The sequence below is a fragment of the Paraburkholderia bannensis genome (assembly GCF_014200455.1).
GTDB lineage: Bacteria > Pseudomonadota > Gammaproteobacteria > Burkholderiales > Burkholderiaceae > Paraburkholderia > Paraburkholderia bannensis_A.
The window spans coordinates 204,436-226,360 of the sequence record NZ_JACHBW010000008.1 but is presented as its reverse complement, the minus strand read 5'-3'; the positions used below and the strand labels follow the sequence as shown (position 1 = coordinate 226,360).

Annotated in this window: 18 protein-coding genes and 1 pseudogene; 7 read left to right on the top strand and 12 right to left on the bottom strand. The window is 63.3% G+C overall.

What is annotated here, in order from left to right; translation table 11 throughout:
• Nucleotides 1-19: 19 nt before the first annotated feature.
• Nucleotides 20-979, bottom strand: a complete 960-nt coding sequence (locus tag F4827_RS15445) for a MerR family transcriptional regulator (protein ID WP_311673533.1) — start codon at nt 977-979, stop codon at nt 20-22.
• Between the two features lie 373 nt (nt 980-1,352).
• Here F4827_RS15445 and F4827_RS15440 point away from each other — a divergent pair, with 373 nt between their 5' ends.
• The 3 genes from F4827_RS15440 (at nt 1,353) to F4827_RS15430 (ending at nt 4,353) form a co-directional block, all read left to right on the top strand.
• A complete protein-coding gene (locus F4827_RS15440) occupies nt 1,353-2,642 on the top strand; it encodes an MFS transporter (protein ID WP_183724806.1) in 1,290 nt (429 codons plus the stop codon).
• Nucleotides 2,643-2,677: 35 nt separating this feature from the next.
• The gene (locus F4827_RS15435) at nt 2,678-3,889 is read left to right on the top strand and encodes a M20 aminoacylase family protein (protein WP_183724805.1); all 1,212 of its coding nucleotides are present in this window, start codon (nt 2,678-2,680) and stop codon (nt 3,887-3,889) included.
• 197 nt (nt 3,890-4,086) lie between these two features.
• Nucleotides 4,087-4,353, top strand: coding sequence for a hypothetical protein (locus tag F4827_RS15430; RefSeq protein ID WP_183724804.1), 267 nt, complete (start codon nt 4,087-4,089; stop codon nt 4,351-4,353).
• A gap of 21 nt (nt 4,354-4,374) precedes the next feature.
• On the opposite strand, the gene F4827_RS15425 is transcribed toward F4827_RS15430, so the two are convergent.
• The 7 genes from F4827_RS15425 to F4827_RS15395 form a co-directional block, all read right to left on the bottom strand.
• Nucleotides 4,375-4,671, bottom strand: a complete 297-nt coding sequence (locus tag F4827_RS15425; RefSeq protein WP_183724803.1) for a hypothetical protein — start codon at nt 4,669-4,671, stop codon at nt 4,375-4,377.
• A gap of 124 nt (nt 4,672-4,795) precedes the next feature.
• On the bottom strand, nt 4,796-5,965 hold the full coding sequence (locus F4827_RS15420) for a betaine/proline/choline family ABC transporter ATP-binding protein (protein ID WP_183724802.1): 1,170 nt from the start codon (nt 5,963-5,965) through the stop codon (nt 4,796-4,798).
• Nucleotides 5,962-6,615, bottom strand: a complete 654-nt coding sequence (locus F4827_RS15415; protein WP_183724801.1) for an ABC transporter permease — start codon at nt 6,613-6,615, stop codon at nt 5,962-5,964. The genes F4827_RS15420 and F4827_RS15415 overlap by 4 nt, the downstream gene beginning before the upstream one ends.
• A 10-nt stretch (nt 6,616-6,625) precedes the next feature.
• A complete protein-coding gene (locus F4827_RS15410; RefSeq protein ID WP_183724800.1) occupies nt 6,626-7,537 on the bottom strand; it encodes a glycine betaine ABC transporter substrate-binding protein in 912 nt (303 codons plus the stop codon).
• A complete protein-coding gene (locus F4827_RS15405; protein WP_183724799.1) occupies nt 7,534-8,250 on the bottom strand; it encodes an ABC transporter permease in 717 nt (238 codons plus the stop codon). The genes F4827_RS15410 and F4827_RS15405 overlap by 4 nt, the downstream gene beginning before the upstream one ends.
• 473 nt (nt 8,251-8,723) lie before the next feature.
• The gene (locus F4827_RS15400; RefSeq protein WP_183724798.1) at nt 8,724-10,052 is read right to left on the bottom strand and encodes an FAD-binding oxidoreductase; all 1,329 of its coding nucleotides are present in this window, start codon (nt 10,050-10,052) and stop codon (nt 8,724-8,726) included.
• A 102-nt stretch (nt 10,053-10,154) separates the two neighbouring features.
• The gene (locus tag F4827_RS15395) at nt 10,155-11,477 is read right to left on the bottom strand and encodes an MFS transporter (protein WP_183724797.1); all 1,323 of its coding nucleotides are present in this window, start codon (nt 11,475-11,477) and stop codon (nt 10,155-10,157) included.
• Nucleotides 11,478-11,798: 321 nt separating this feature from the next.
• Between F4827_RS15395 and F4827_RS15390 the strand changes: the two genes are divergently transcribed.
• Complete coding sequence (locus tag F4827_RS15390; RefSeq protein WP_183724796.1) at nt 11,799-12,809, top strand: aldo/keto reductase; 1,011 nt, start codon at nt 11,799-11,801, stop codon at nt 12,807-12,809.
• A gap of 7 nt (nt 12,810-12,816) precedes the next feature.
• On the opposite strand, the gene F4827_RS15385 is transcribed toward F4827_RS15390, so the two are convergent.
• Together F4827_RS15385 and F4827_RS15380 are read right to left on the bottom strand one after the other, a co-directional pair.
• Nucleotides 12,817-13,716 (bottom strand): LysR family transcriptional regulator, encoded by a 900-nt coding sequence (locus F4827_RS15385; protein ID WP_183724795.1) that lies wholly within the window; start codon nt 13,714-13,716, stop codon nt 12,817-12,819.
• 69 nt (nt 13,717-13,785) lie between these two features.
• Entirely contained in the window at nt 13,786-14,799 is a 1,014-nt protein-coding gene (locus tag F4827_RS15380) for a hypothetical protein (RefSeq protein ID WP_183724794.1), read from the bottom strand.
• Between the two features lie 627 nt (nt 14,800-15,426).
• Between F4827_RS15380 and F4827_RS15375 the strand changes: the two genes are divergently transcribed.
• The 3 genes and pseudogenes from F4827_RS15375 (at nt 15,427) to F4827_RS15370 (ending at nt 17,177) form a co-directional block, all read left to right on the top strand.
• A complete protein-coding gene (locus tag F4827_RS15375) occupies nt 15,427-15,825 on the top strand; it encodes a hypothetical protein (protein WP_183724793.1) in 399 nt (132 codons plus the stop codon).
• 12 nt (nt 15,826-15,837) lie between these two features.
• Nucleotides 15,838-16,005, top strand: a pseudogene (locus F4827_RS35310) (3-ketosteroid-9-alpha-hydroxylase); the annotation flags it as partial.
• Nucleotides 16,006-16,856: 851 nt separating this feature from the next.
• On the top strand, nt 16,857-17,177 hold the full coding sequence (locus F4827_RS15370) for a hypothetical protein (protein ID WP_183724792.1): 321 nt from the start codon (nt 16,857-16,859) through the stop codon (nt 17,175-17,177).
• Nucleotides 17,178-17,312: 135 nt separating this feature from the next.
• Here the strand turns inward: F4827_RS15370 and F4827_RS15365 are convergent, their stop codons facing one another.
• Nucleotides 17,313-18,809, bottom strand: coding sequence for an efflux transporter outer membrane subunit (locus F4827_RS15365; RefSeq protein ID WP_183724791.1), 1,497 nt, complete (start codon nt 18,807-18,809; stop codon nt 17,313-17,315).
• Nucleotides 18,806-21,919: an efflux RND transporter permease subunit gene (locus F4827_RS15360; protein WP_183724790.1), complete on the bottom strand. Its 3,114-nt coding sequence runs from the start codon at nt 21,917-21,919 to the stop codon at nt 18,806-18,808. Before F4827_RS15360 ends, F4827_RS15365 begins: the two co-directional genes overlap by 4 nt.
• Between the last annotated feature and the right edge of the window lie 6 nt (nt 21,920-21,925).

Here is a 21,925-nt window from a genome sequence, read left to right as displayed (position 1 = left end):
AATCAGATTTGTGAGTCGCTCACGAGGCCAGCGAGGGCGGTTCCATCACGTCCCATCCTTCCTGCCTCGCGACTTCGGCAAGCGCGTCTTCGAACATGCGCACGGCCCGGTTGGCGGCGTCGCCCAGGTGCCGGTGCAGCAGCGCGTCGGCGGGCGAACGTGACAGACATTGGTTGCTGTAGTCCTCGAAGGCGGACAACTGCATCACCAGTTCAGCCAGATGCTTCGGGCATTCACAGGCGATCGTGGTGGACAGTTGGGCCAGTCGCGCAAGTGTGGCGTCGCCAAAGCGTCGCGGCGACCGCAGCCAGAGGCTCCGGGCGTAGGCTTCGGCCAAATTGCGTTGTCGCAAGAGGGTCGCGAACTCGGCGAGCACTTCGCCCGCGCGCAGCAGACCGTCCGGGCGCTTCTTGAGCGTCATACCCTGCAGGGCGGCGAGTTGTGTCGCCTCCTGAGTACCGAACGCGAACACCACCATGACCTCGCTCGCGCCTATGCGCGTCGCGGCTTCGGCAAGCTGGCCAACCGTTTCAGGGTAGAGCGAAGCCACGCACGCGATCAGGCCGGTTGCGAAGGCGTTGCTGTTGAGCACGGCGTCTAACGATTCAAAACATGCCACGTCGCATTCATTGGCCTCCAACTCGCCAAGGCCGACTGCAACGATCGTCACCGCGCCCGCGCCGCTCTCGGGCGTCGTGCCGGGTTGGTCTTTCGCCTTGCTGGTCAGCAGCGTTTGAAGCGCGGCACCCTCGAGGCGCGCGATCGACCCAATCGCATGGCCGCGGCCAACCAGCGCCTTGAGTAGCCGCAGGCGGTCCACATCCTCATCGGAATAAAGCCGCTGGCCGGCTGCGCTGGTCGGCGGAGAGATGACGCCGTAGCGCTGTTCCCAGATGCGCAGCGTCGCTGCAGGCATGCGCGCCAACTTCGCCGCCTCGCCGCTCCTGTATCGACGACTTGTCGCATCTTCTTTGCTCACGGCGCACCCTCCCACTTTCATTGCGACTCAATTTGATGCTACATCCTAACTCATAAAGTCGAGATGTGGCAAAAATTTCTAACTCATCGTCACGACTTTCCTTGAATCAGGCCGCGATGCGCCTTTCCTTACGGGGCTGTCGAGCGCGTTCTGAAGACTCATATCGCTCTCTAATTCAAACTCCCGGCCTCAAGATATCTGTGAGTAAGCAAACCGATTCCATCTGGTTATCAAGATAAAAATTTGTCACTTCTTTCAAAAAGCCGGCTGGGCTGAATATCGATTCGCGCCAGGCCCCAACAGACTCACCGGGCATCGCGCGCTCCCCACCTCGCACGAACGCGACGTTCAACCTTGCCCGCGGAGATCCGCCATGAATGACGTTACGCTCGGCGCTGCCGCCGCCGTCCCCACACCGGCGCGCCAGAGCCAGTTTCGCCTGATCGCCGCGTGCTCGATCGGCAATGCGCTCGAAATCTACGACTTCACCGTCTATAGCTTCTTCGCGCTGCTGATCGGCAGATTGTTCTTTCCCTCCGATAACCCCTATGGTTCGCTGCTGCTCGCCGTGGCGACCTTCGGCATTGGCTTCGTGATGCGCCCGCTGGGCGGCGTCGTGATCGGCAGTTACGCCGACCGGCGCGGCCGCAAAGCCGCCATGACGCTCACGATCGCCCTGATGGTGGGCGGCACGCTTTGCATCGCGCTTGCGCCAACCTACGCACATGCGGGTGTGGCAGGCTCGCTCGTCTTGCTGGCGGGCCGTCTTTTACAGGGCTTTTCGCTGGGCGGCGAGATTGGCGCTTCCACCTCCATGCTGATGGAGTCCGGCCCGGTCTCCCGGCGCGGTTTTCGCGTGAGCTGGCAGTTGGGCAGCCAAGGGATTTCGGCGCTGCTGGGCGCGCTCACCGGCGCCACGCTCTACGCCACGCTTGCGCCTGCCACGCTGGAAAGCTGGGGCTGGCGTCTGCCGTTCCTGGGCGGCCTGCTGATCGCACCCGTGGGCCTGTATATCCGCTCGAAACTCGATGAAACCCACGAAGCCGAACCGGACGCGCCCAGCCCGCTCGGCACGCTCATGCGCGAGCACGGCGACAAGGTGGTGAAGGGTATTCTGGCAGTCACGGCGGGCACCGTCGGCATGTATCTGGTGGTGTTCTTCATGCCCACTTACATGATCCGCGTGCTCAAGATGCCGCCTTCGCTGTCGCTGCTCTCGGGTTGCGCCACGGGCATCACGATGCTGATCGCGTCGCTGGTTTCCGGCCGTCTTGCCGATCGCCTTTCGCGCCGCAAGCCGCTCGTGATGGGCGCACTCGTCTTCAACCTGCTGGCGGTGGTGCCCGCGTTCTGGCTCATGACGCGCTTTCCCAGCGTGCCGCTCGTGCTGCTGCTTTCGGTGATCCTGACTGCGGCCTCGAACCTCGGCTCCACGCCCATGCTGCTCGTGCTGATGGAAATGCTGCCGACATCGGTGCGCGCGAGCGGGCTTTCCGTGATTTATAGCGTCGGCGTCACGGTATTCGGCGGCAGTTCGCAATTCATCGTCACCTGGCTGATTGCGAAAACCGGCAATCCGCTGGCTCCGGCGCTTTACATGCTGGTGTGCGGTGTCGTGACCCTGCTCGCGGTCTGGAGCATTCGCGAACGCCGCATCAGCTAGATAATCCATCGAGACACTCAAGGAGGAACCCCCACATGAAGCGCGAACCCACGCTCACGCCGTTCCAGCTTTTGCCGACTTTGCTGCCGGAGATCGAAATCGACGCCGAAGAGTTTGTCGGCATCAGGCGCCAGATTCATTCGCATCCCGAACTAGGTTTCGAGGTGGGGGCGACGGCGAAGCTGGTCGCGATGCTGCTGGAGAAATGGGGCTACGAGGTTCACTCGGGCATTGGCCGCAGCGGCGTAGTGGGGCAGTTGAAGGCAGGCGACGGCAAGAGACGTCTGGGTATTCGCGCGGATATGGATGCGCTGCCCATCGTCGAGAACACCGGCCTGCCCTATGCCAGCCAGAACGCGGGCAAGATGCACGCATGCGGCCACGACGGCCACACCGCGATTTTGCTCGCGGCGGCCAAGCGTCTTGCGCAGCAACGCGATTTCAACGGCACGCTCAATCTGATCTTCCAGCCCGACGAGGAGAATCTGTGCGGCGCGAAGGCGATGATCGACGATGGCCTGTTCGAACGTTTCCCTTGTGACGCCGTGTACGGTTTGCACAACATGCCGGGCGTGCCTGCGGGCACATTCCGCGTGCTGGAAGGATCGGTGAGTCTTTCGTCCGATGTGGCCGACGTGACGCTCAAAGGCGTGGGTGGTCATGGGGCGATGCCGCATCGCGTGAAGGATCCCATCGTCGCGGCGGCGGCAATCGTCACCGCGCTGCAGACGGTCGTGGCGCGCAGCGTTGCGCCTGACGATACGGCGGTTGTGTCGGTGGGCTTCATTCGCGGCGGCGCCACGCATAACGTGATTCCGGAAACGGTCACGCTAGGTTTGAATATTCGCGCGGCACGCCCGGAAACGCGCGAACTGGTCGAGCAGCGCGTGCGCGAGGTCGTCACGGCAACGGCGCAAGCGCACGGCGTGCAGGCGCAGATCGATTATCGTCAGCTCACACCGCCGATGGTCAACACGCCGCAAGAAACGTTGCTTGCGCAACAGGTGTGCACGGAGCTGGTCGGCGCGGAAAACGTTGTCGTTCAGGCGCCCAAAGGCTTGAATGGCAGCGAAGACTTCGCGTGGATGCTCAAGGAGGTGCCGGGTTGCTATCTGCTGCTGGGCAATGGCGAAGGCGAATTCGGCGGCTGCATGGTGCACAACCCCGGTTACGATTTTAACGATCGTGTGCTACCGCTGGGCGCGGCGGCATGGGTGAGGCTCGCGCAACGCTTCCTCGTAGCGTAACGGACAGGCGCGAACAGGCACAAACAGACGCGACTAACGACGAATTCCCGCGACAAACAATACAGACTGCCAACAGGCTGCTTTCAGTAATAAGCGGTATTACGCAGGGCATTCCGATGCGCGGCGCTTAAGCTTCTCTTCAGGGAGGCTTCGCTAAGATCGGCGAGCTGTTCCCGCGTAATGGAGTCAAACCCGCCATGAAGCCGCCGATTTTCGCCCAGCTGCACGCGGACCTTGCCGTTATCGCCCTCACGGCGATAGTCATTCAGGCAGCGGTATTTGTTGCGATCGAATGGTTGCGCGTACCACAGTACGATTTCATCACGCCTGGGTTTCGCTATGGCGTGATTGCCATCATCGCGCTGATGGTGCTGGTCGCGCGCCGCTTCGAGCGGCGTGCCGCCAATGATCCGAATGATCCGAATGACCGGATCAATACGATGGATTCACGCCCGCGCTATTGAGCGCCTTCGGTGCCCAGCGTTTCAAACCGTACCCTGCAAACTTCCTTCGTCGCTTTCGATGTGCAGATCGACATAGCGGCGTCCCTCACTGAATCCTCCCATCAATGCCTCGGCTTCGGACGCGAAAGCGTGTTCCGTCGTGCGTTCGACGCGCACCGGACCGAGTATCGGCTCGCCCTTCGACTCATCTGAATAAATCGTCAGGACAGCGATATAGTCGATTGTGCCGTTGAAATTGCCTTGGGCGGGAAGGGCGGGGCATTGCGCTTCGACGCTGACGTCGATAGCGTGGCCGCGATGCGAATAGAGGCGTTGCATGGCTGAGGCTCGGATCGCCGGGGAATGCGGCGTGTTGCGCGGGCCTCGATTATGCGTGCGCGCAACTTAGGAAACGCTTAAGAAAACACGCCGGAGCCTGACGACAGGTCCCGGCGCGCATGCATCAGGCGGCCGCTTGTGCGAGTTTGATGGCAGCGCCAGGCGGCTGACCGGTCTGTTGACGCGAGCGACCCGAGCTCAGGTACGCAGCAATCGAGTCCTGCGTGATCTCGCCAACATAGGCGCCCTGCGCATCCAGAACCGGCAGCCACGAAGCGCTGAACTGGTACATCTTCGAGAGCACCACGCGCAGGTTGTCTTCCGCGGAGACATTGACGGGAAAGGGCGTCACGCGCTCGCCACACGTACCGTCGCCCGCGCGCGCCGCGCGGCGCGTCACGAAGCCAAGCGCATGGCCCGCATCGTCGAGCACGCTCAGGTAGCGATTGTCCGTTTCATCCATCACGGAGAACGCGTGCGCGAGCGGCGTATCCACGCGCGCCGTTTCCGGTTGCGTGGCGGCGTCGCCGGCCTTCACCAGCAGCAGACGCTTGAGCGTGCTGTCCTGGCCCACGAACTGCGCGACGAATTCGTCGCGCGGGCGGGCAAGCAGTGTATCGGGATGATCGTATTGCACCAGCTGGCCTCGCCGGAACACGGCGATGCGATCGCCCAGCTTGATGGCCTCGTCGATGTCGTGGCTCACCATGATGACAGTCTTGTTCAACTGGCGCTGCATCTGGAAGAACTCGTTCTGGATGGTTTCGCGATTGATCGGGTCCACCGCGCCGAACGGTTCGTCCATCAGCAGCACAGGCGGATCGGCGGCGAGGGCGCGGATCACGCCGATACGCTGCTGCTGCCCCCCCGAAAGCTCACGCGGATAGCGTTTCAGATACTGAGTGGGATCGAGCGCCACCATCGACATCAGCTCTTTGGCGCGCTCCGCGCAGCGCTTCTTGTCCCAACCGAGCAGACGCGGCACCACCGTGATGTTTTCCTCGATCGTCATGTTCGGGAACAGGCCGATCTGCTGGATCACATAGCCGATATGCCGGCGCAGATCGACTTCATTGAGGCCCGTGGTGTCCTCGTTATTGATCAGCACGCGGCCCGAGGTTGGCTCGATCAGCCGGTTGATCATCTTGAGCGTGGTGGTCTTGCCGCAGCCCGAGGGGCCGAGGAACACGCAGATTTCCCCTTCCTGCACCGAAAGGCTCACTGCATCGACCGCCTTGACAGGCTGGCCGTCCTTTTGCGTGAAGGTCTTGGTCAGTTGGTCGAGTTCGATCATGTCTTCTGTACTCCTTTCGGTGTCAATGCACGCTGCAGCATCTGCAGGAACAGGTCTGCGACAATGGCGAGGATGCTCACCAGCACCGCGCCTACCAGCAATTTCATCATGCTGCTCTGGCCGATTGCACGCAGGATCAGCGTGCCCAGCCCGCCCGCTCCAATCACGGCGGCGATCGTCATCACGCCTATATTCATGACTACCGCGGTGCGCACGCCCGCGAGAATCACGGGCACCGCAAGCGGCAGGTCGACGAGTCGCAGGCGTTGCCACGACGTCATGCCAATGCCCGTGCCGGCCTCCTTGATGCCTGCGTCCACGTTATGCAGCGCCAGATACGTGTTGCGCATGATGGGCAGCAGCGAATAAAGGAACACGGCGGTAATCGCGGGCACCGCGCCAATACCCTGGCCAAAGCGCGAAAAAAACGGAATCATCAGCCCGAACAGCGCGATGGACGGCAGCGTGAGCACAATGGTGGCCACGCCGAGCAGCGGCCCCGCGAGCCACTGGTGACGATTGATGAGCACGCCCAGCGGTACGCCCACGAGGATCGCGCAGCCCACGGCGACGCCGACGAGATAGAGATGCTGCAAGGTAAGCTGCAACAGTTCGGGCCAGCTCGAAGCGAGATAGTCGAAAACGCTCATACGGTCTCCTTCAAGGCAGAGGATGCGCGCGCAGGAAATGCTGCGCCACTTCGCGCGGCGGCTTGCCGTCGAGATCCACGGCCTTGTTCATGTCCTGCATCACCGCGTTGTTGAGCGCGGCGGACAGCGCATTGAGCTGCGCCGCCAGTTTGGGGTTCTGGTCGAGCGCGCTCTTGCGCACGACAGGCACCGCGTTATAAGGCGGGAAGAAATGCTTGTCGTCGTCGAGCGGCACAATGCCGAAGCCTTTCACGCGGCCATCGGTGGTGTAGACCAGACCGATCTTCAACTGGTCGTTATGCAGCGCGGTATAGACAAGGCCCGGATCCATCTGCTTCATCTGCGAGCGCCTGAAATGCATGTCGTAGGTTTCGAGCAGCGGCTTGAGGCCGTCGGGGCGATTGGCGAATTCGGCGTCCATGCCGAACACGACATGCTTCGCATCGGGATTCGTCTTCAGATAATCGGCAAGCTGCGAAACCGTCTTGACGCCCGAAGTCTGGGCAAACTGGCTCGGCAATCCCAGCGCATAGGTATCGTTGAGCGACGACGCATTGAGCCACACGAGACCACGCGGCGCGTCGAGCGCCTTCACGCGCTGATACATCTGCTCAGGGCCGAGTTTGTCGGTGATCTTGTCGTACACCAGCGCCGCTGTGCCGGTGTAGTCCCACACAAGATCGAACTGGCCGTTTTCCAGAGCGCTGCGCATGAGCGTGCTGCCCAGGCCCGAGCGCACTTCCACGTCATAGCCGCGCGAGCGCAGATATTGCGCGGTGACTTCGGCCAGCACGTATTGCTCGGTGAAGTTTTTCGCCCCCAGCACGATCCTGGCGGCGAAGGCACTGCTGCTTGCCGCGGCGCAGAGCATGCCGATGGTGCAAAAAGCGGCGAAGCGTCGAATCGCTTTTCGAAACATCATGCGACGCCTCCGTGACGAAGGAGCCACTGACGACTGCTGGTTGCGACGATGCCGTCGAGCACGAGCGCCAGAATGGCGGTGAACGCGGCGCCCAGCAACAGCAGCGGTTCGTTGTCGAGATAGATGCCGGGAAAGATGAGCGAGCCGAGGCTGTCCGCGCCAATCAGATAAGCCAGCGGCGCAGTGCCCACGTTGATGGCGAGCGCGGTGCGGATGCCGCCTACGATGATCGGCAGCGCATGGGGCAACTCCACGCGCGTGAGCGATTGCCAGCCCGTCATGCCAATGCCTTTGGCGGCCTCGCGCAGCGACGCAGGCACGTTCTTCACGCCCTCGTAACTATTACGCGTGATCGGCAGCAGGGAAGCGAGAAACAGCGCGACGATGGCCGGAATATTGCCGATGCCGAAGATGCCCAGCGCAATCGCCAGCACGGCCAGCGAGGGAATCGTATTGCCGATGTTGAAAATCTGCATGAAGCGTTCGGCCCGGCGCTGCAAGCGCGGCCGGCTCAGCAGCACCCCGGCAGGCACGCCGACAAGGATGGCCAGCACCATCGAATAGCCAACCAGCAGCATGTGCTGGCCGGCGTAGTATGCGAGATCTCCCGCATGGCTGCGGAATGTATCGGCGCCAATGCCGCGGGCCAAAGCCCAGGCAATGACAGCGATGGCGATCAGGCTGCCCACAAGCTGGACAGTGCGTCGATTCATGAAGATATGCCTCCTCAAACACGGTGCGGCGCGCAAAAAAGACGACACGCCGCGATGACGCCAGATGGCGTCGCGAAAGGAAGTTCGTGATCCCGGCAAGGCCGCGATTGAACTGACGGAAACAGTCTGTACCGGCCGCACAAGCGCGCGGCCGGCGGTCGATGGAACGCGTTTGAGCGTTCGTCTGGTTGTCATGTTCAGCCAGGCGTAGCGAAAAGCGTGCCTGGACAAGGCGCCGTGCCGGTAAAAGACGGTATGAATGCGGTGGAGGCTGGTGCCGCACAGTAGAACCGGAACTCGAAGCCGCTGGAGCCGCAGACTCCTTGGAGGTGGCGAAACGGATGCGCCCGTGGATGAGGCCGTGACCGGACTCAAGAAAATCGGGGCATGCAAAAGAAAAAAGACGGTGTGCCGAAATGCAGCACCGCCTTTTCTGTGAAATCAGCGTTCTTTCAGCGAGCGCAGCCCGGCAATCAGATTTCGCCGCCGGGTACGATTGGCACGCCGGGCGCGAAGCGTTCGAGCGAGAATGGCGCGAGATTCACGCCGGCATCGCGACCGATGGCAATATCGGCGGCAGCGCGTCCCGCAGCCGGACCAATGCCGAAGCCGTGACCCGAAAAGCCCGTTGCCACCGTCAAACCGGGAACCGTTGCGCACGCACCGATATACGGAATGATGTCGGGCGTGACGTCCATATAGCAGGCCCATTCCTGCACGATCCGCGCGTCCTCGAATGCTGGAAAGAGTCGCCTCATGCTGGCCATCGCGGCGGCGACACCGCGCTGGGAAGGCGCGGGATCCATGGTGCGCGTGCGCTCGAACGGGCTGCGCCCGTCGGCGTTCCAGCCCGGACGATCGCGAAACTCGCGCAACGCGGCGGCATCGAAACGCGGGCGGATCGAGCGCCAGCTTTGCTTGAGCAATGGCGTATATTCGCGCAGAAAGCGCAGGCCATCGGGGCTGACCGGCGTGTAGCGATGACCGCTATAGCCGATGGTATAGCCGCCGTCCAGACGCTTGCGATAGCCGATATCGCCAAGCCAGCCGCAAGTGGGCGGACCGTTCTCGACTGGCGAGGTGCGCAGTACGGTGCCCAGCACCTTCAGTTGCGGCAGACGAATGCCCTCATGGGCGCAAAATAGACTGGACCACGCCCCGCCTGCGAGAATCACCGCGTCGCAGGCAATGCGGCCACGGCTGGTTACGACGCCTGACACGCGTCCCGCGGAGCGCTCCAGTGCGCGCACCGAGCAATGCGCCACGATGGTCGCGCCGCGCGCCTGTGCCGCGCGGGCGAGCGCGGGGACTGCGCGCTGAGGTTCGGCACGGCCATCGGTCGGCACGAACAGGCCTGCGCGAAACGTGCGCGATGCGCCGGGCAAGAGCTTCTCGAGATCCGCGCCGCGCAGCATTTGCGCGCCGGTTTCGTAAGCGGCGGCATCGCTGAACCACTGCTGGAAGCCCGCTTCGTCTTCTTCTGATTGGCCGATATACAGCACGCCGCATTCGCGATAGCCCACGTCGGCGCCAACGCGGTCGGCCATCGTGCGCCAGTGCCGCATGCTCTCGGTGATGAGCGGCATCTCGCGCATATCGCGGCCTGCCTGGCGACACCAGCCCCAGTTGCGGCTCGATTGTTCGCCGGCCACATGGCCCTTCTCGCAGAGCACGACGCTCACGCCCTGCGAAGCAAGATGCCACGCCGCCGCTACGCCGATGATGCCCCCGCCGACGATCACGACATCCGCGCGCGCGGGCAGCGATTCAGCCGAAGGTACGGCGTCCACATACGGTCCCATGCTGTCTTTCCTTTTTTTGCGCGCGGCGCGCGGATAAGGCGCGCCGCCGTGTTTTTTTGCTGGAGTCAGACAGTATACGGTGAGGACGCCGCGAATCAGGCCTCAGTGCGTAGCCTCGGGCGCCACGGCGCGGCGTGCCATGCCCCAGTAGAACAGTGCGGCGCAGCCTGCGATCGCGCCGCCAATCACGAAGGCGAGCGTGTACGAGCCGGTGCGATCGACGATGAAGCCCGCCGCAACCGGCGAGAATGCACCGCCAAAATAGCCGCCAAAATTCTGGATCGCACTGACCGAGGCGATCATCGAGCGCGGCGCGACATCGCCCGCAAGCGCCCACGCATTGCCTATGGTCGCCGCGATGCAGGCGAGCCCCAGCGTCATCAGCGTGATGGTCGCGCCGATCGTCTGCACGAAGGGCAGCGCGATGGCGCACAGTGCCGCGCCCAGCGAGCAGATTACGATCAACACGCGCTTGGCGACCATCGGCGAGGCGGTGCCGCGATCCACCAGTTTCGCGGCGATAAAACCCGCGACGATCTCGCCCGCCGCGCCGCCGAACCACGGAATGCTCGCGTAAAACCCGAGTTGCACGAGCGAGATATGAAAGCGGTCGATCAGATAGAGCGGCAGAAATACGAGGAACAGATTCCACAGCCAGATCGCGCAGAAGTAGCCGAGTATCATGCCCCACACGCTTTGCGAGGCGAATAGCGAGCGCCATTTGATTGGCGCGCTGGCGAGCGAATGTTCGCGCCCGCTGCCGCCTGCTTCGATATAGGCAAATTCCTCGCGCGACAGACGCTGGCTTTGCGCGGGGTTGCGATAGAGCAGCAGAAACAGTGCGGCGAACACGATGCCGAGCAGGCCCGTCACATGAAACAGCGAGCGCCAGCCAAACGCGATCATCAGCGCCACCAGCACCGCAGGCGCGAGCGCCGGGCCCCATTTCGACGACGAATCCCAGATGCCGGTGGCAAAGCCGCGCTCCTTGGCGGGAAACCACGCCGCCGTGATCTTGGCGGAGGTGGGCCAGCACGGCGCTTCGCCCACGGCCAGCAACACGCGCATGAGCACCAGTCCCGCGACCGAGCCGACCACGCCGGTGAGCAAGGTGGCCACGCTCCACCAGATCATGCCGATCGCGTAGACGCGCTTCGCGCCAAAGCGGTCGATGATCCAGCCGGCGGGCAATTGCATGACCGCGTAGGTCCAGGAAAACACCGTGCCGAGCAGTCCGATCTGCGTGCGCGTGAGGCCGAGATCATGAATCATGCCGGGCGCGGCAATCGCCAGATTCGCACGGTCCAGATAGTTGATGATGCCGCCGATCAGTAGCCACGTCAGCACATGCCAGCGGAAGTTGGTGCGGGTGGTGGCGGCAGCGGCGGGTGCAGCGGCCGCGTTCGCAACAAGCTTGTCATCCATCTCGTCTCCTGGTTTTTTGTGTATTCGCCCAGAGTGTGGGAAATGCTCGCTTACGACGGTTTCCTGCGTTCGCTACATTCTGCGCCTTTGTTGGCGAGGCGAAAAGCAGGGTGGTAAATCTCGTTGTTAGTGAGAGGAATTTCGTAACGCGAGACTGAAAATAGACAGGATGGCGAAATAAAAGGCGCGAAAAAACTGATGAGTTTGATTCATGAAAGCATGCCGATCCAACGCCTTTATCGCGCGCCTTATCTGGTTTCTAATGCGAGCTGGACGTCGTTACGACGCGCAGTCATCCAGGGGTTCCAGGAGTAACCGCAGATGGAATATCGCAATCTGGGCCGCAGCGGCCTGAAAGTCTCGCCCTTGTGCCTTGGCGCCATGATGTTTGGCGGCGAAGCCGACGAGGCCACCTCGAAGCGCATCATCGACAAAGCCTTCGAGCAAGGCGTGAACTTCATCGACACCGCGGATGTGTATCACGCTGGCCGTTCTGAGGAAATCGTGGGCCGCGCCATCGCCGCACACCGCGACGACTGGGTCGTGGCAACCAAGTTCGGCTACCCCGCGGGACCCGCGCAAGGCCCGAATCGCCAGGGGCAGTCGCGCAAATGGATCTTCCAGAGCGTCGAAGAAAGTCTCATGCGCCTGGGCACCGACTATATCGACGTGCTTTATTTTCATCGCGCGCTGCCTGATTTGCCGCTGGAAGAAAGCGTGCGCGCCGTGGGCGATCTGATCCGCCAGGGCAAGATCCGCTACTTCGGGCTGTCGAATTTTCGTGGCTGGCGTATTGCCGAAGTCGCGCGCATTGCCGATCAACTTGGCATCGATCGCCCGGTTGCGAGCGAGCCGCTCTACAACATCGTGGATCGCAGCGCGGAAGTCGAGCAACTGCCCGCCGCCGCCCACTATGGGCTGGGCGTCGTGCCATATAGCCCGCTTGCTCGCGGCGTGCTCACCGGCAAATACGCGCCCGACGCGCCGCCGCCCGCCGATAGCCGCGCGGGGCGGGGCGACCGCCGCCTCCAGCAGACCGAGTGGCGCACCGAATCGCTGCATATCGCGCAGCGCATCGCCGGGCATGCCGCGCAGCGCGGCACGAACGCCATCGCCTTCGCGCTGGCGTGGGTGCTCAACAACCGCCTCGTGAGTTCGGCCATCGCGGGCCCGCGCACCGAGGCGCACTGGGACAGCTACAGGCAGGCGCTCGACCTGAAGTTGAATGCCGACGACGAGCGCTTCATCGACAGCCTCGTGCCGCCCGGTCACGTATCGACGCCGGGCTATACGGACCCCAACTACCCGGTCGAAGGACGCGTGGCGTTCTGATGCCCCCTCAAACCTTGCCGCGATAACGCAACGCATCGATCACCAGGCCGAGCGCGCGCGACGATTGACGCCGGCTCGGGTAATACGCGTGATAGCCGGGAAACACCGGGCACCAGTCCTTGAGCACGCTTTTCAGTTCCCCTGCGCGGATATGAGGCAGCGCAACGTCCTCGGGCATGAAGGCAAGGCCAAAGCCGCCCAGCGCGGCGTTGAGCATCTGCGGGATGGTATTGACGGTGAGTTGACCGTCCACGCGCACCTGCAGATCGTGGTCGTCCTTCTTCAACTCCCACGCATAGAGACCGCCCGCGCTCGTGAGGCGCAGCGAAATGCAGTCATGCTGGAGCAGATCCTGCGGCGATTTCGGCGCCTTCTTCTTCGCGAGGTAGGCGGGCGAGGCGACGATCGCCATCTTCAGATCGGGCGCGATGCGCACGGCGATCATGTCTTTCGCGACCTGATCGCCGGTACGCACGCCAATATCGAAGCGGTCGGCCACGATATCGCGCAGCCCGTAATCCACGCTGATTTCCACCTTGATGTCCGGATACGCAGGCAGAAACTCCTTGAGCTTCGGCCAGATAACGGTATCGACGGTATGGTCCGTGGCCGTGATGCGGATCGTGCCCGCAGGCTTGTCGCGCAGATCGGCGAGTGCCGCGAGTTCGGTGTCGATCTGCTCGAAGCGCGGCGCAATCGCCTGAAACAGCCGCTCGCCCGCTTCCGTGGTGGAGACGCTGCGCGTGGTGCGCGTCAGCAGACGCAGGCCGAGCCGCGTCTCCAGCGCGCGTATCGTGTGGCTGAGCGCCGATTGCGAAACGCCTAGCTGCGCGGCCGCTCGCGTGAAACTGCGTTCGCGCGCCACGGCGAGAAAGGCCAGCAGGTCATTGAAATTTTCGCGCGCCATCTGAAACCCGAATGCACAGGAAGGGGCGCAAATCCTACCATCGGTGTGGCGCGCGGGTTGAGGGCGAATTCAGGCCGGTTCCGTCGCGCTGCTAAAGCCGATAATCCCGCTGAGTCCAGGGTAGCGCCGCTGCCAGGCGAACGCCACCACGCCGCAACCTCCTAAAACGATCCCGAGGCTGCCGGCGATCAGCAGCCACGCAGGCAGCGTATCGGCGAACCGGTAGATAAACGCGAACATGGCGATGCAGCAGGCGATGACGAGCGCGTATTCGATGCGGCGCGGGCTATTCATCGGTTCGAAGGTCTCGGGATTGACGCCCGCATCGACGAATACCTGCGGGTCGAAGCGCAGCCCCGGGCGGCGCGCGAGACCGGCGAGGATGGCGGTGACGACTTCGGCGCGATTATGAAAGCGCAGGCAGAGCACGTCATTGCCGGCCAACCCCAGACGCAGGCTCGTTTGCTTGATCTCACCGGAAGGCCGGCGTTGCCAGAGCAGCAGGTTCTTGGCGATGGCCTGGCGTGAGACGAAGTCGGTGGCGACGTCGCAACGCTCGCGCGGGTTGACGACGATATCCTGCCAGTCCACGCGCGTTTCCACGGCCGTGCGCGCCGCGCCGTGCTTGCGGCCAAAGCCATAGCGAAAACCCGTTTCGTCGACAACGAACCACGCGCCCGCATGGATCAGCGCATCCACGGCGATCGCGCCAATCCAGACCAGCACGGCGTAGATCAAGAGCATGAGCAGGCCGAGTACGGGGCCGATCTTCACGGTTTTGTCGATTGCCATCGCCCAGGCGAGGCTGACGCCGACGCCCGCGCACATCAGCAGCATCAGAACGCTGACGAGGCGCGTCGTGAAGAGGTCCGGCACGCCTTCCACGCGCGTGAGCGGACCGGCAAAGCGTGCGGGCAAGGCGATGACGCGCGTGGGGGCTTCGGGTACGGTCGGCGGGACGATCTGGAGCGGCACGGACGCGGGCGTTTGCGCTGCCCGTACGTGTTCCTGATGACGACGTTGTTGTCTGGCGGACGCCATGGCTGGTAGGTTCTTGAATTCGAGTGCGGCAAATAATGCCATCGTACGAATTCCCGAACAAGCTACGATGCAGTACGCATTGGTACGGAATGCGTTGTATGCCAGGCATGACTGATGGATCGATGCATAACGCACGATAAACGCATCGAGATTCGGCCGCGCGAGCGGATCGAGTGGTGCGATTCATCGCTATGAAAGAAAGGTGTGTGATCACGTAGATGCTTGCGCGCCTGTAGACGACCAGCGCGTAAACTCTACGCCGGATCTTCGGGGGCCGCGCCCACGCCTGCGCGACGCCGCGATCGTAGTCGATTAGACGTTCGAGCGGCGCGGCCGGAATGGCCAGATCGGCGTCGAGGAATAGCAGGTCGGCGCGCCGGGTCGCTTTCACATTGAGGCGGCCCAACATGCACCCTGCTTGCGCGTATCCATTGCTGCGCCAATGCCAGATGCGATCCGTGCGCGCGCAACCAGGCGTCGGAACAATGCACTCGCGTGGTGCGCAGCAGTCACACGGCGCTGAGCGCTTCGTGATCCGCGTAAGCAGGCAGCGTCAGGCAGACCGGCGCGGATGGTGCAGGCAGGGTCCTGACCACTGCGCGACTGAAGGGCATCGTGGCGCGATCGGGCTAGAATCGTGGCTTTGCTTCGTTTACCGTGATTCGCGTTATGAAAATTCTCTTCGCTTCGGCATTCGCCGCGCTGGTTGTTGCGGCCAGCCCGCTCGCGCAGGCACAAACCGCGAGCGCCGCCGCCCCGCAACAGGAATGCTCGATTGGCCGGGTGAGCGGCGTGGGCGGCGCGGCAGCCAGCATGCGGGAATACCTCGCGCTGCCCGAGCGCGACCGCTACCGCTATTTCTCGGACCATCAGATCGATTGCCAAGTGGACGATGATGGACACGCCACGCGCTGCGTGGGCCTCGTCAATCTGCGCAAGGATAAAGTCAGCGTGTACGACGATAGCGACCCGACCACCACCACCGTGGTCGCGCGCGTCGAGCTCGAACACGGCACGTATCCCATCATCATCGTGGTGCGCAAGCAGGACATGACTTGCGACGAGTGATGAAGTGAGCCCATCAAGGATCCTTACGTGATCGAAACCCAACTGCTCGTGCGGCGCTACGCGCGAGGCTGGCATTGCATGGGTCTGGCAAGCGAGTACCCGGACGGCCAGCCGCATACGCGTAACGTGTTTGGCTGCCGCCTTGCCGCGTTCTCGGATTCGAGCGGCCGTATTCGCATAAAATCGCAGGGAAAAAGTAGTCATTCATCCCGTTGTTCGATTTCCTCACAACGGTTAGGTTTGCGAAGAAAACCGAAAACCGCGGTTTTTTGCTGGGCTCGACGGCGCGCAAGCGCCTCCAGATGTGTGGGCGTCACCACTTTGTTTATAGGCTGTAGGTAAACCGCGAAGCACTGGCGGTGTGAGCGGCTTTCTTTTGCCTACTTTTTCTTGGCATTTCCTTGTTTTCTTGTCGGTATGCCAGTGTTGCCCCTGTGCGGGGCGGCACTTACTTTCTTTGCGGCGGCAAAGAAAGTAAGCAAAGAAAGCCGCTCAAACCGCAAAATTGACGCCGTCCACCACTCGCCCTTCAACGGAGTGGTAACTGGGCATTGCTCCCACCACGCGCCCAATATCGGAGTGACAAGGCAGTCATTCATCCCGTTGTTCGCTGCGCTCACAACGGTTCGGTATGCCAGTGAAAGCGCAAACCGAAGGTTTGCTGCTATGCCCCACGGGGCGCGTGCGCCCCCGGATGTGCGGGCGTCACCACTCCGATATTGGGCGCGTGGTGCGGGCGCTGCCCGGGCGCCACTCCGTTGTCAGGCGAGGGGTGTACCGCGAAGTACTGGCGGTGGTAGCGGCTTTCTTTTGCCTACTTTTCTTTGCCGCGGCAAAGAAAAGTAGGTGCCGCCCCGCACAGGGGCAACGCTAATAGACCGACACGACAACAAGGAAATGCCAACAGGGAAATGCCAACAAGGAAATGCCAACCCCGAATACCAAAAAAAATCGGATCCCAAAATGAACAAAAATTTGGGCACTTTCGCAACAAGGCCGATCTGCTCGAAGCGCTGCTGGAACGCACACGCTTGCCGCTGGAGGAGTTGATCGGCGCTTTCGTCGATCCGCTTGCGCCAGACCCGCTCGCCGCGATGCAGCGCGCGATTCTCGTCTGTCTGCACGATGCGCAATGTGACGCGCGGCGGCGGCGCGTGTTCGAGATCGTGTTCAATCGCTGCGAACTGGTCGACGAGATGGCGAGCGTGGCGGGCCGCATGCGCGAATGCGCGCGCGAAGGCCTGGTGAATCTGGAGCGTGGTCTCATGAACGCGCAGCGCCGCGATCAGTTACCGCAAACGCTCGATGTACGCCTCGCGCCGCGCTGCTGCACGCCCAGGTCACAGGGTTGATCCGCGATAGCCTGCTCGTTGTGCCACGTCTTGATTTCGTGCGCGACGGCGAGCGTATGGTTGCGGCGATGTTCGAGTTACTGCACTGCGCGCCTACGCTGCACGCGGTGCATTGCGCGGAACCGCTCTGAGCGATCAGCGAACTGACGCATCCGTGTCGCCGTCCCAGCCGCCGCCCAGCGCCTTGTTCAACGCGATGTAATCGGTCGTCACGCTCACGCGGCTCTGGATCAACGTGTCCTGCGCCGAGTAGAGCGAGCGGTCGGCGGTGAGTACGTCGAGAAAGCCCGTCGATCCCGATTCGTAGCGTGCGTGCGCAAGTTTCGCGGCTTCGCCATAGGCATCGGCGGAAAGCTGGAGGCTTTGGGTGCGCTCGGCTTCGCGAGCCAGCGATACGCTGGCGTTCTCGACATCGGTGAGCGCAGTGAGGACCGCCGACCGATACGCGATCAGATATTGCTCGCGCTGCGCGTCGGCAATATCGACGGCGGCTTTCAGGCGCCCGGCGTCGAACAGTGGAATCGTCACCGAAGGGCCGATCGACCAGCCAATCGACGAATGCCGCGCGAGGTCGCCGAGCTGCGTGCCCGAGGTGCTCAGCGTTCCGGTGAGCGTCACGCGTGGGTAGCGCGCGGCTTCGGCCTGGCCCACGCGCGCTGTGTATTGCGCGTAACGGCGTTCGGCTGCGCGCACGTCGGGGCGCGCGAGAAGCGTGTCGGCGGGCACGCCGCGCGGCACCGGCAGCGCAGGGGCGGGCACGGGCGGGGTGGCGTTCGCAGGGGCGTCCATGCGCTCGATCAGCGCGTCCGGCGTACGGCCCGTGAGCACCGCGAGGCTGTGCACGGTCTGCGCGTAGCTGGCTTCGAGCGCGGGGATGGTGGCCAGCGTCGATTGCGCTTCGCCCGAGGCGTTGGCTGCATCGAGGCCCGAGGTCGCGCCCGCCTGGTAACGCACGCGTGTGAGGCGCGCGGTCTCCTGTTGCGAGGCTGCTGTTTCGCGGGCCAGCGCAAGGCGCGCCTGGTAGCCGCGCGCCTGCACATAGCGCGTGGTGACGTCGCCGATCAGCGTGAGCAGCGCCGTGCGGCGGTCCCACTGCGCGGCGTCATAGCTGTCGCGCGCGGCTTCCAGGGCGCGTCGGTTCGCGCCGAAGATATCGATTTCCCAACTGGCGTCGAAACCCGCCTGGAAGAGATTCGTCGGGCCGCTGGAGCCGAGTGTGCTGGTTGTCGTCGATGCCGTGCTGCCCGTCGTGACGGCGCTGCTGCCAGCGCCGAAGCGCGTGAAGCCGCCCGTGGCGTTCAGCGATGGATAGAGCGCGCCACCCGCCTCGCGTAGCACGCCGCGGGCTTCGCGCACGCGGGCGGCGGCCGTCGCTACGTCCAGATTGCCGGCTACCGCTTCGTTCACGAGCGCGTCGAGCAGCGGGTCGTTCAGGCGCGTCCACCACTGTTGCAGATCGGCGTGCCCATCGACGAGAGTGGTGGGCGTCGAGGCGGACGCCGCGTGGATGGTGCGCCATTGCGCGGGCGTAACCGCCTGCGGCGCGCGGTAGTCGGGGCCGACCGCGCAACCGGCCAGCAGGGTGCTCGTGATTACGCCGGAATGCATGATGAGGCGTTGAAATGCGTTCATGTGCGCTTGCCCTTGAAAGCCATGCGGACCGCTACATACAGTAGCGGCGCGAAGAAAATACCCAGCACGGTGGCCGCGATCATGCCGCCCATCACGCCGATGCCGATTGCGTTCTGCGCGCCAGAGCCCGCGCCGGTGGCGACGGCCAGCGGCGCGACGCCGAGGATGAACGCAAACGAGGTCATCAAAATCGGACGCAGACGCTGGCGCGCGGCGTCGAGCGTCGCTTCGATGAAGCTCGCGCCATGCGCCTCGCGCTCCAGCGCAAACTCGACGATCAGGATGGCGTTCTTGGCCGCAAGCCCGATGGTCGTGAGCAGGCCCACCTTGAAATAGACGTCGTTGGTCTGGCCGCACAGCACCGCGGCCAGCAGCGCGCCCGCCATGCCGACCGGCACGGTGAGCATGACCGCGAACGGGATCGACCAGCTCTCGTAGAGTGCGGCCAGGCACAGGAACACCACCAGCACGGAAATCGCGTAGAGCGCAGCCGCCTGATCGCCCGCGAGCCGTTCCTCAAAGGACAGGCCGGTCCATTCGTGTTGAAAGCCCGGCGGCAGCGCCGCGACCAGCTTGTCGATCTGGTGCATCGCCGTGCCGGAACTCACGCCCGGCGCGGCTTCGCCCTGGATTTCCAGCGCAGCGTTGCCGTTGTAGCGCTCCAGCCGCGTCGGACCGAAGCTCCAGTGCCCGTGCGCGAATGCGCCGAACGGCACCATCTCGTTGCTGGCGTTGCGCACGTGCCAGTTGTCGAGATCGCGCGGCTGCATGCGGAAATCGGCATCGGACTGCACGTAGACGCGCTTCACGCGGCCACGGTCGATAAAGTCGTTCACGTAGTCGCTGCCCCACGCGACCGAGAGCGTCTGGTTGATATCGGCGAGATTCAGGCCGAGTGAACTCGCCTTGGCCTGATCGATCGCTACGGCGAACTGCGGCGTAGGTTCCTGACCTGTCGGGCGCGTGTTGGCGAGCGCGGCATCCTGCGCCGCGGCGGCGAGCAGTTTGTCGCGCATCTGCAGGAGTTTTTCGCGGCCCGCACCATTGGTGTCCTTCAGATAGAAGTCGAAGCCATTCGAATTGCCCATGCCATCGATGGCGGGCGGCAGCAGCGCGTAGACCTGGGCATCGCCGATGGCGGCAAAGGCCGCGCTCGCGCGCTGCGCCACTTCCTGTGCGGATAGATTCGCGGACTTGCGTTTGTCGAAGTCCTTCAGGCGCACGAACACCATGCCCGCGTTCTGTCCCGAGCCGCCGAAGCCGTAGCCTTCGATCGCCAGCACGCCTTCCACGGCGTCTTTTTCGCTGCGCAGGTAGTAATCGGTCACGCGCTTGAGCACGTCCTGGGTGCGGGCGTTCATCGCGCCGGGCGGCAATTGCACGGCGGTCAGCAGGATGCCCTGATCCTCGACGGGCAGAAACGAGCTGGGCAGGCGCATGAACATCCAGCCCATCGCCACGACCAGCGCGACGAAGATCGCCAGAAAGCGCTTGCGGCGCCCGAGCATGCCGGATACGCCGTTGCGATAGGCGTTCGAGCCGCGATCGAAGTGGCGGTTGAACCAGCCTGCGAAGCCGCGCTGCGCGCCGTGGCCGTCGCCGTGACCTTGCGGGCGGCGCAGGATCGTCGCGCACAGTGCGGGTGTGAAGATCAGCGCGACGGCCACCGAAAGCAGCATCGCCGTGACGATGGTCACCGAGAACTGACGATAGATCGTGCCCGTCGAGCCGGACGAGAACGCCATCGGTACGAATACGGCGGAGAGCACCGTGGCGATGCCGATCAGCGCGCCCGTGATCTCGCGCATCGATTTGAGGGTGGCCTCGCGCGGCGCGAGGTTCTCCTCGGTCATGACGCGCTCGACGTTTTCCACCACGACGATGGCGTCGTCTACCAGCAGGCCGATGGCGAGCACCATCGCGAACATGGTGAGCGTGTTGATCGAGTAGCCGAACGCGGCGAGCACGCCAAAGGTTCCCAGCAGCACGACGGGAATCGCCAGCGTCGGAATCAGCGTCGCGCGAACGTTCTGCAGGAACACCAGCATGACGATAAACACCAGCACGATGGCTTCGAACAGCGTCTTGACGACCTCGTGAATCGAGAGCGCGACGAAGGGCGTGGTGTCGTACGGATAGACCACCTCGACGCCTGCGGGCAGCGTGCTCTTGAGCGAGTCGATCAGCGCCTTGATGCCCTTGGCGGTGTCGATGGCGTTCGCGCCCGTGGCGAGCATCACGCCCAGCGACGATGCCGGCTTGCCGTTATAAGTCGACGCGTAGGAGTAGTTTTCCGCGCCCAGTTCGACGCGCGCGACGTCCTTGAGGCGCACTGCAGCGCCATCGGTCGCACTCTTGACGATGACGTCCTCGAACTGCGCAACAGTTTGCAGGCGGCTTTGCGCGGTGACGGTGGCGTTGAGCTGCTGGCCGGGCCGCGCAGGCTGCGCGCCAAGTTGGCCTGCGGCAACCTGCGCGTTCTGTGCGCGCAGCGCGGTCTCCACGTCGCCTGGCATCAGCGCGTATTGCTGGAGTTTCGCCGGGTCGAGCCAGATCCGCATGGCGTAGCTGGAACCGAACAACTGCGTGTTGCCCACTCCGGTTACGCGACGGATCTGGTCCTGAAGCGTGCTGCCCACGTAGTCGTCCAGATCGATCGAACTCAGCTTGTTGTTGATCGAAACGAAGCCCACGACCATCAGGAAGCTGGCGGACGATTTGGTAACCGTAAGGCCAGTGCTTTGCACGACTGAGGGAAGTTGCGAAGTCACCAGTTGCAGCTTGTTTTGGACCTGCATCTGCGCGACATCGGCGTTGGCGCTGTTGCTGAAGGTGAGGCGGATTTCGACCTCGCCCGACGCGTCCGAACTCGCGGACATGTAGAGCAGATTGTCGAGACCGGTGAGACCTTGCTCGATCACGCGTGTAACCGAGTTTTCGATGGTCTGGGCGTCCGCGCCCGCATACGTCGCGGAAATCGAAATGGTGGTGGGCGCGATCTCGGGATACTGCGCGACGGGCAGACGCTTGAGCGCCAGCGCGCCCGCGAGCATCACGACGATGGCGAGCACCCACGCGAACACGGGGCGTCTGATAAAAAATACCGACATGATGGC

What these genes read in the sequence shown, in the direction of transcription:
- F4827_RS15440 (WP_183724806.1), top strand. Translation starts at nt 1,353, where the DNA reads ATGAATGACGTTACGCTCGGCGCTGCCGCCGCCGTCCCCACACCGGCG.
- F4827_RS15435 (WP_183724805.1), top strand. Translation starts at nt 2,678, where the DNA reads ATGAAGCGCGAACCCACGCTCACGCCGTTCCAGCTTTTGCCGACTTTG.
- F4827_RS15430 (WP_183724804.1), top strand. Translation starts at nt 4,087, where the DNA reads ATGAAGCCGCCGATTTTCGCCCAGCTGCACGCGGACCTTGCCGTTATC.
- F4827_RS15425 (WP_183724803.1), bottom strand. Translation starts at nt 4,671, where the DNA reads ATGCAACGCCTCTATTCGCATCGCGGCCACGCTATCGACGTCAGCGTC.
- F4827_RS15420 (WP_183724802.1), bottom strand. Translation starts at nt 5,965, where the DNA reads ATGATCGAACTCGACCAACTGACCAAGACCTTCACGCAAAAGGACGGC.
- F4827_RS15415 (WP_183724801.1), bottom strand. Translation starts at nt 6,615, where the DNA reads ATGAGCGTTTTCGACTATCTCGCTTCGAGCTGGCCCGAACTGTTGCAG.
- F4827_RS15410 (WP_183724800.1), bottom strand. Translation starts at nt 7,537, where the DNA reads ATGATGTTTCGAAAAGCGATTCGACGCTTCGCCGCTTTTTGCACCATC.
- F4827_RS15405 (WP_183724799.1), bottom strand. Translation starts at nt 8,250, where the DNA reads ATGAATCGACGCACTGTCCAGCTTGTGGGCAGCCTGATCGCCATCGCT.
- F4827_RS15400 (WP_183724798.1), bottom strand. Translation starts at nt 10,052, where the DNA reads ATGGGACCGTATGTGGACGCCGTACCTTCGGCTGAATCGCTGCCCGCG.
- F4827_RS15395 (WP_183724797.1), bottom strand. Translation starts at nt 11,477, where the DNA reads ATGGATGACAAGCTTGTTGCGAACGCGGCCGCTGCACCCGCCGCTGCC.
- F4827_RS15390 (WP_183724796.1), top strand. Translation starts at nt 11,799, where the DNA reads ATGGAATATCGCAATCTGGGCCGCAGCGGCCTGAAAGTCTCGCCCTTG.
- F4827_RS15385 (WP_183724795.1), bottom strand. Translation starts at nt 13,716, where the DNA reads ATGGCGCGCGAAAATTTCAATGACCTGCTGGCCTTTCTCGCCGTGGCG.
- F4827_RS15380 (WP_183724794.1), bottom strand. Translation starts at nt 14,799, where the DNA reads ATGGCATTATTTGCCGCACTCGAATTCAAGAACCTACCAGCCATGGCG.
- F4827_RS15375 (WP_183724793.1), top strand. Translation starts at nt 15,427, where the DNA reads ATGAAAATTCTCTTCGCTTCGGCATTCGCCGCGCTGGTTGTTGCGGCC.
- F4827_RS15365 (WP_183724791.1), bottom strand. Translation starts at nt 18,809, where the DNA reads ATGAACGCATTTCAACGCCTCATCATGCATTCCGGCGTAATCACGAGC.
- F4827_RS15360 (WP_183724790.1), bottom strand. Translation starts at nt 21,919, where the DNA reads ATGTCGGTATTTTTTATCAGACGCCCCGTGTTCGCGTGGGTGCTCGCC.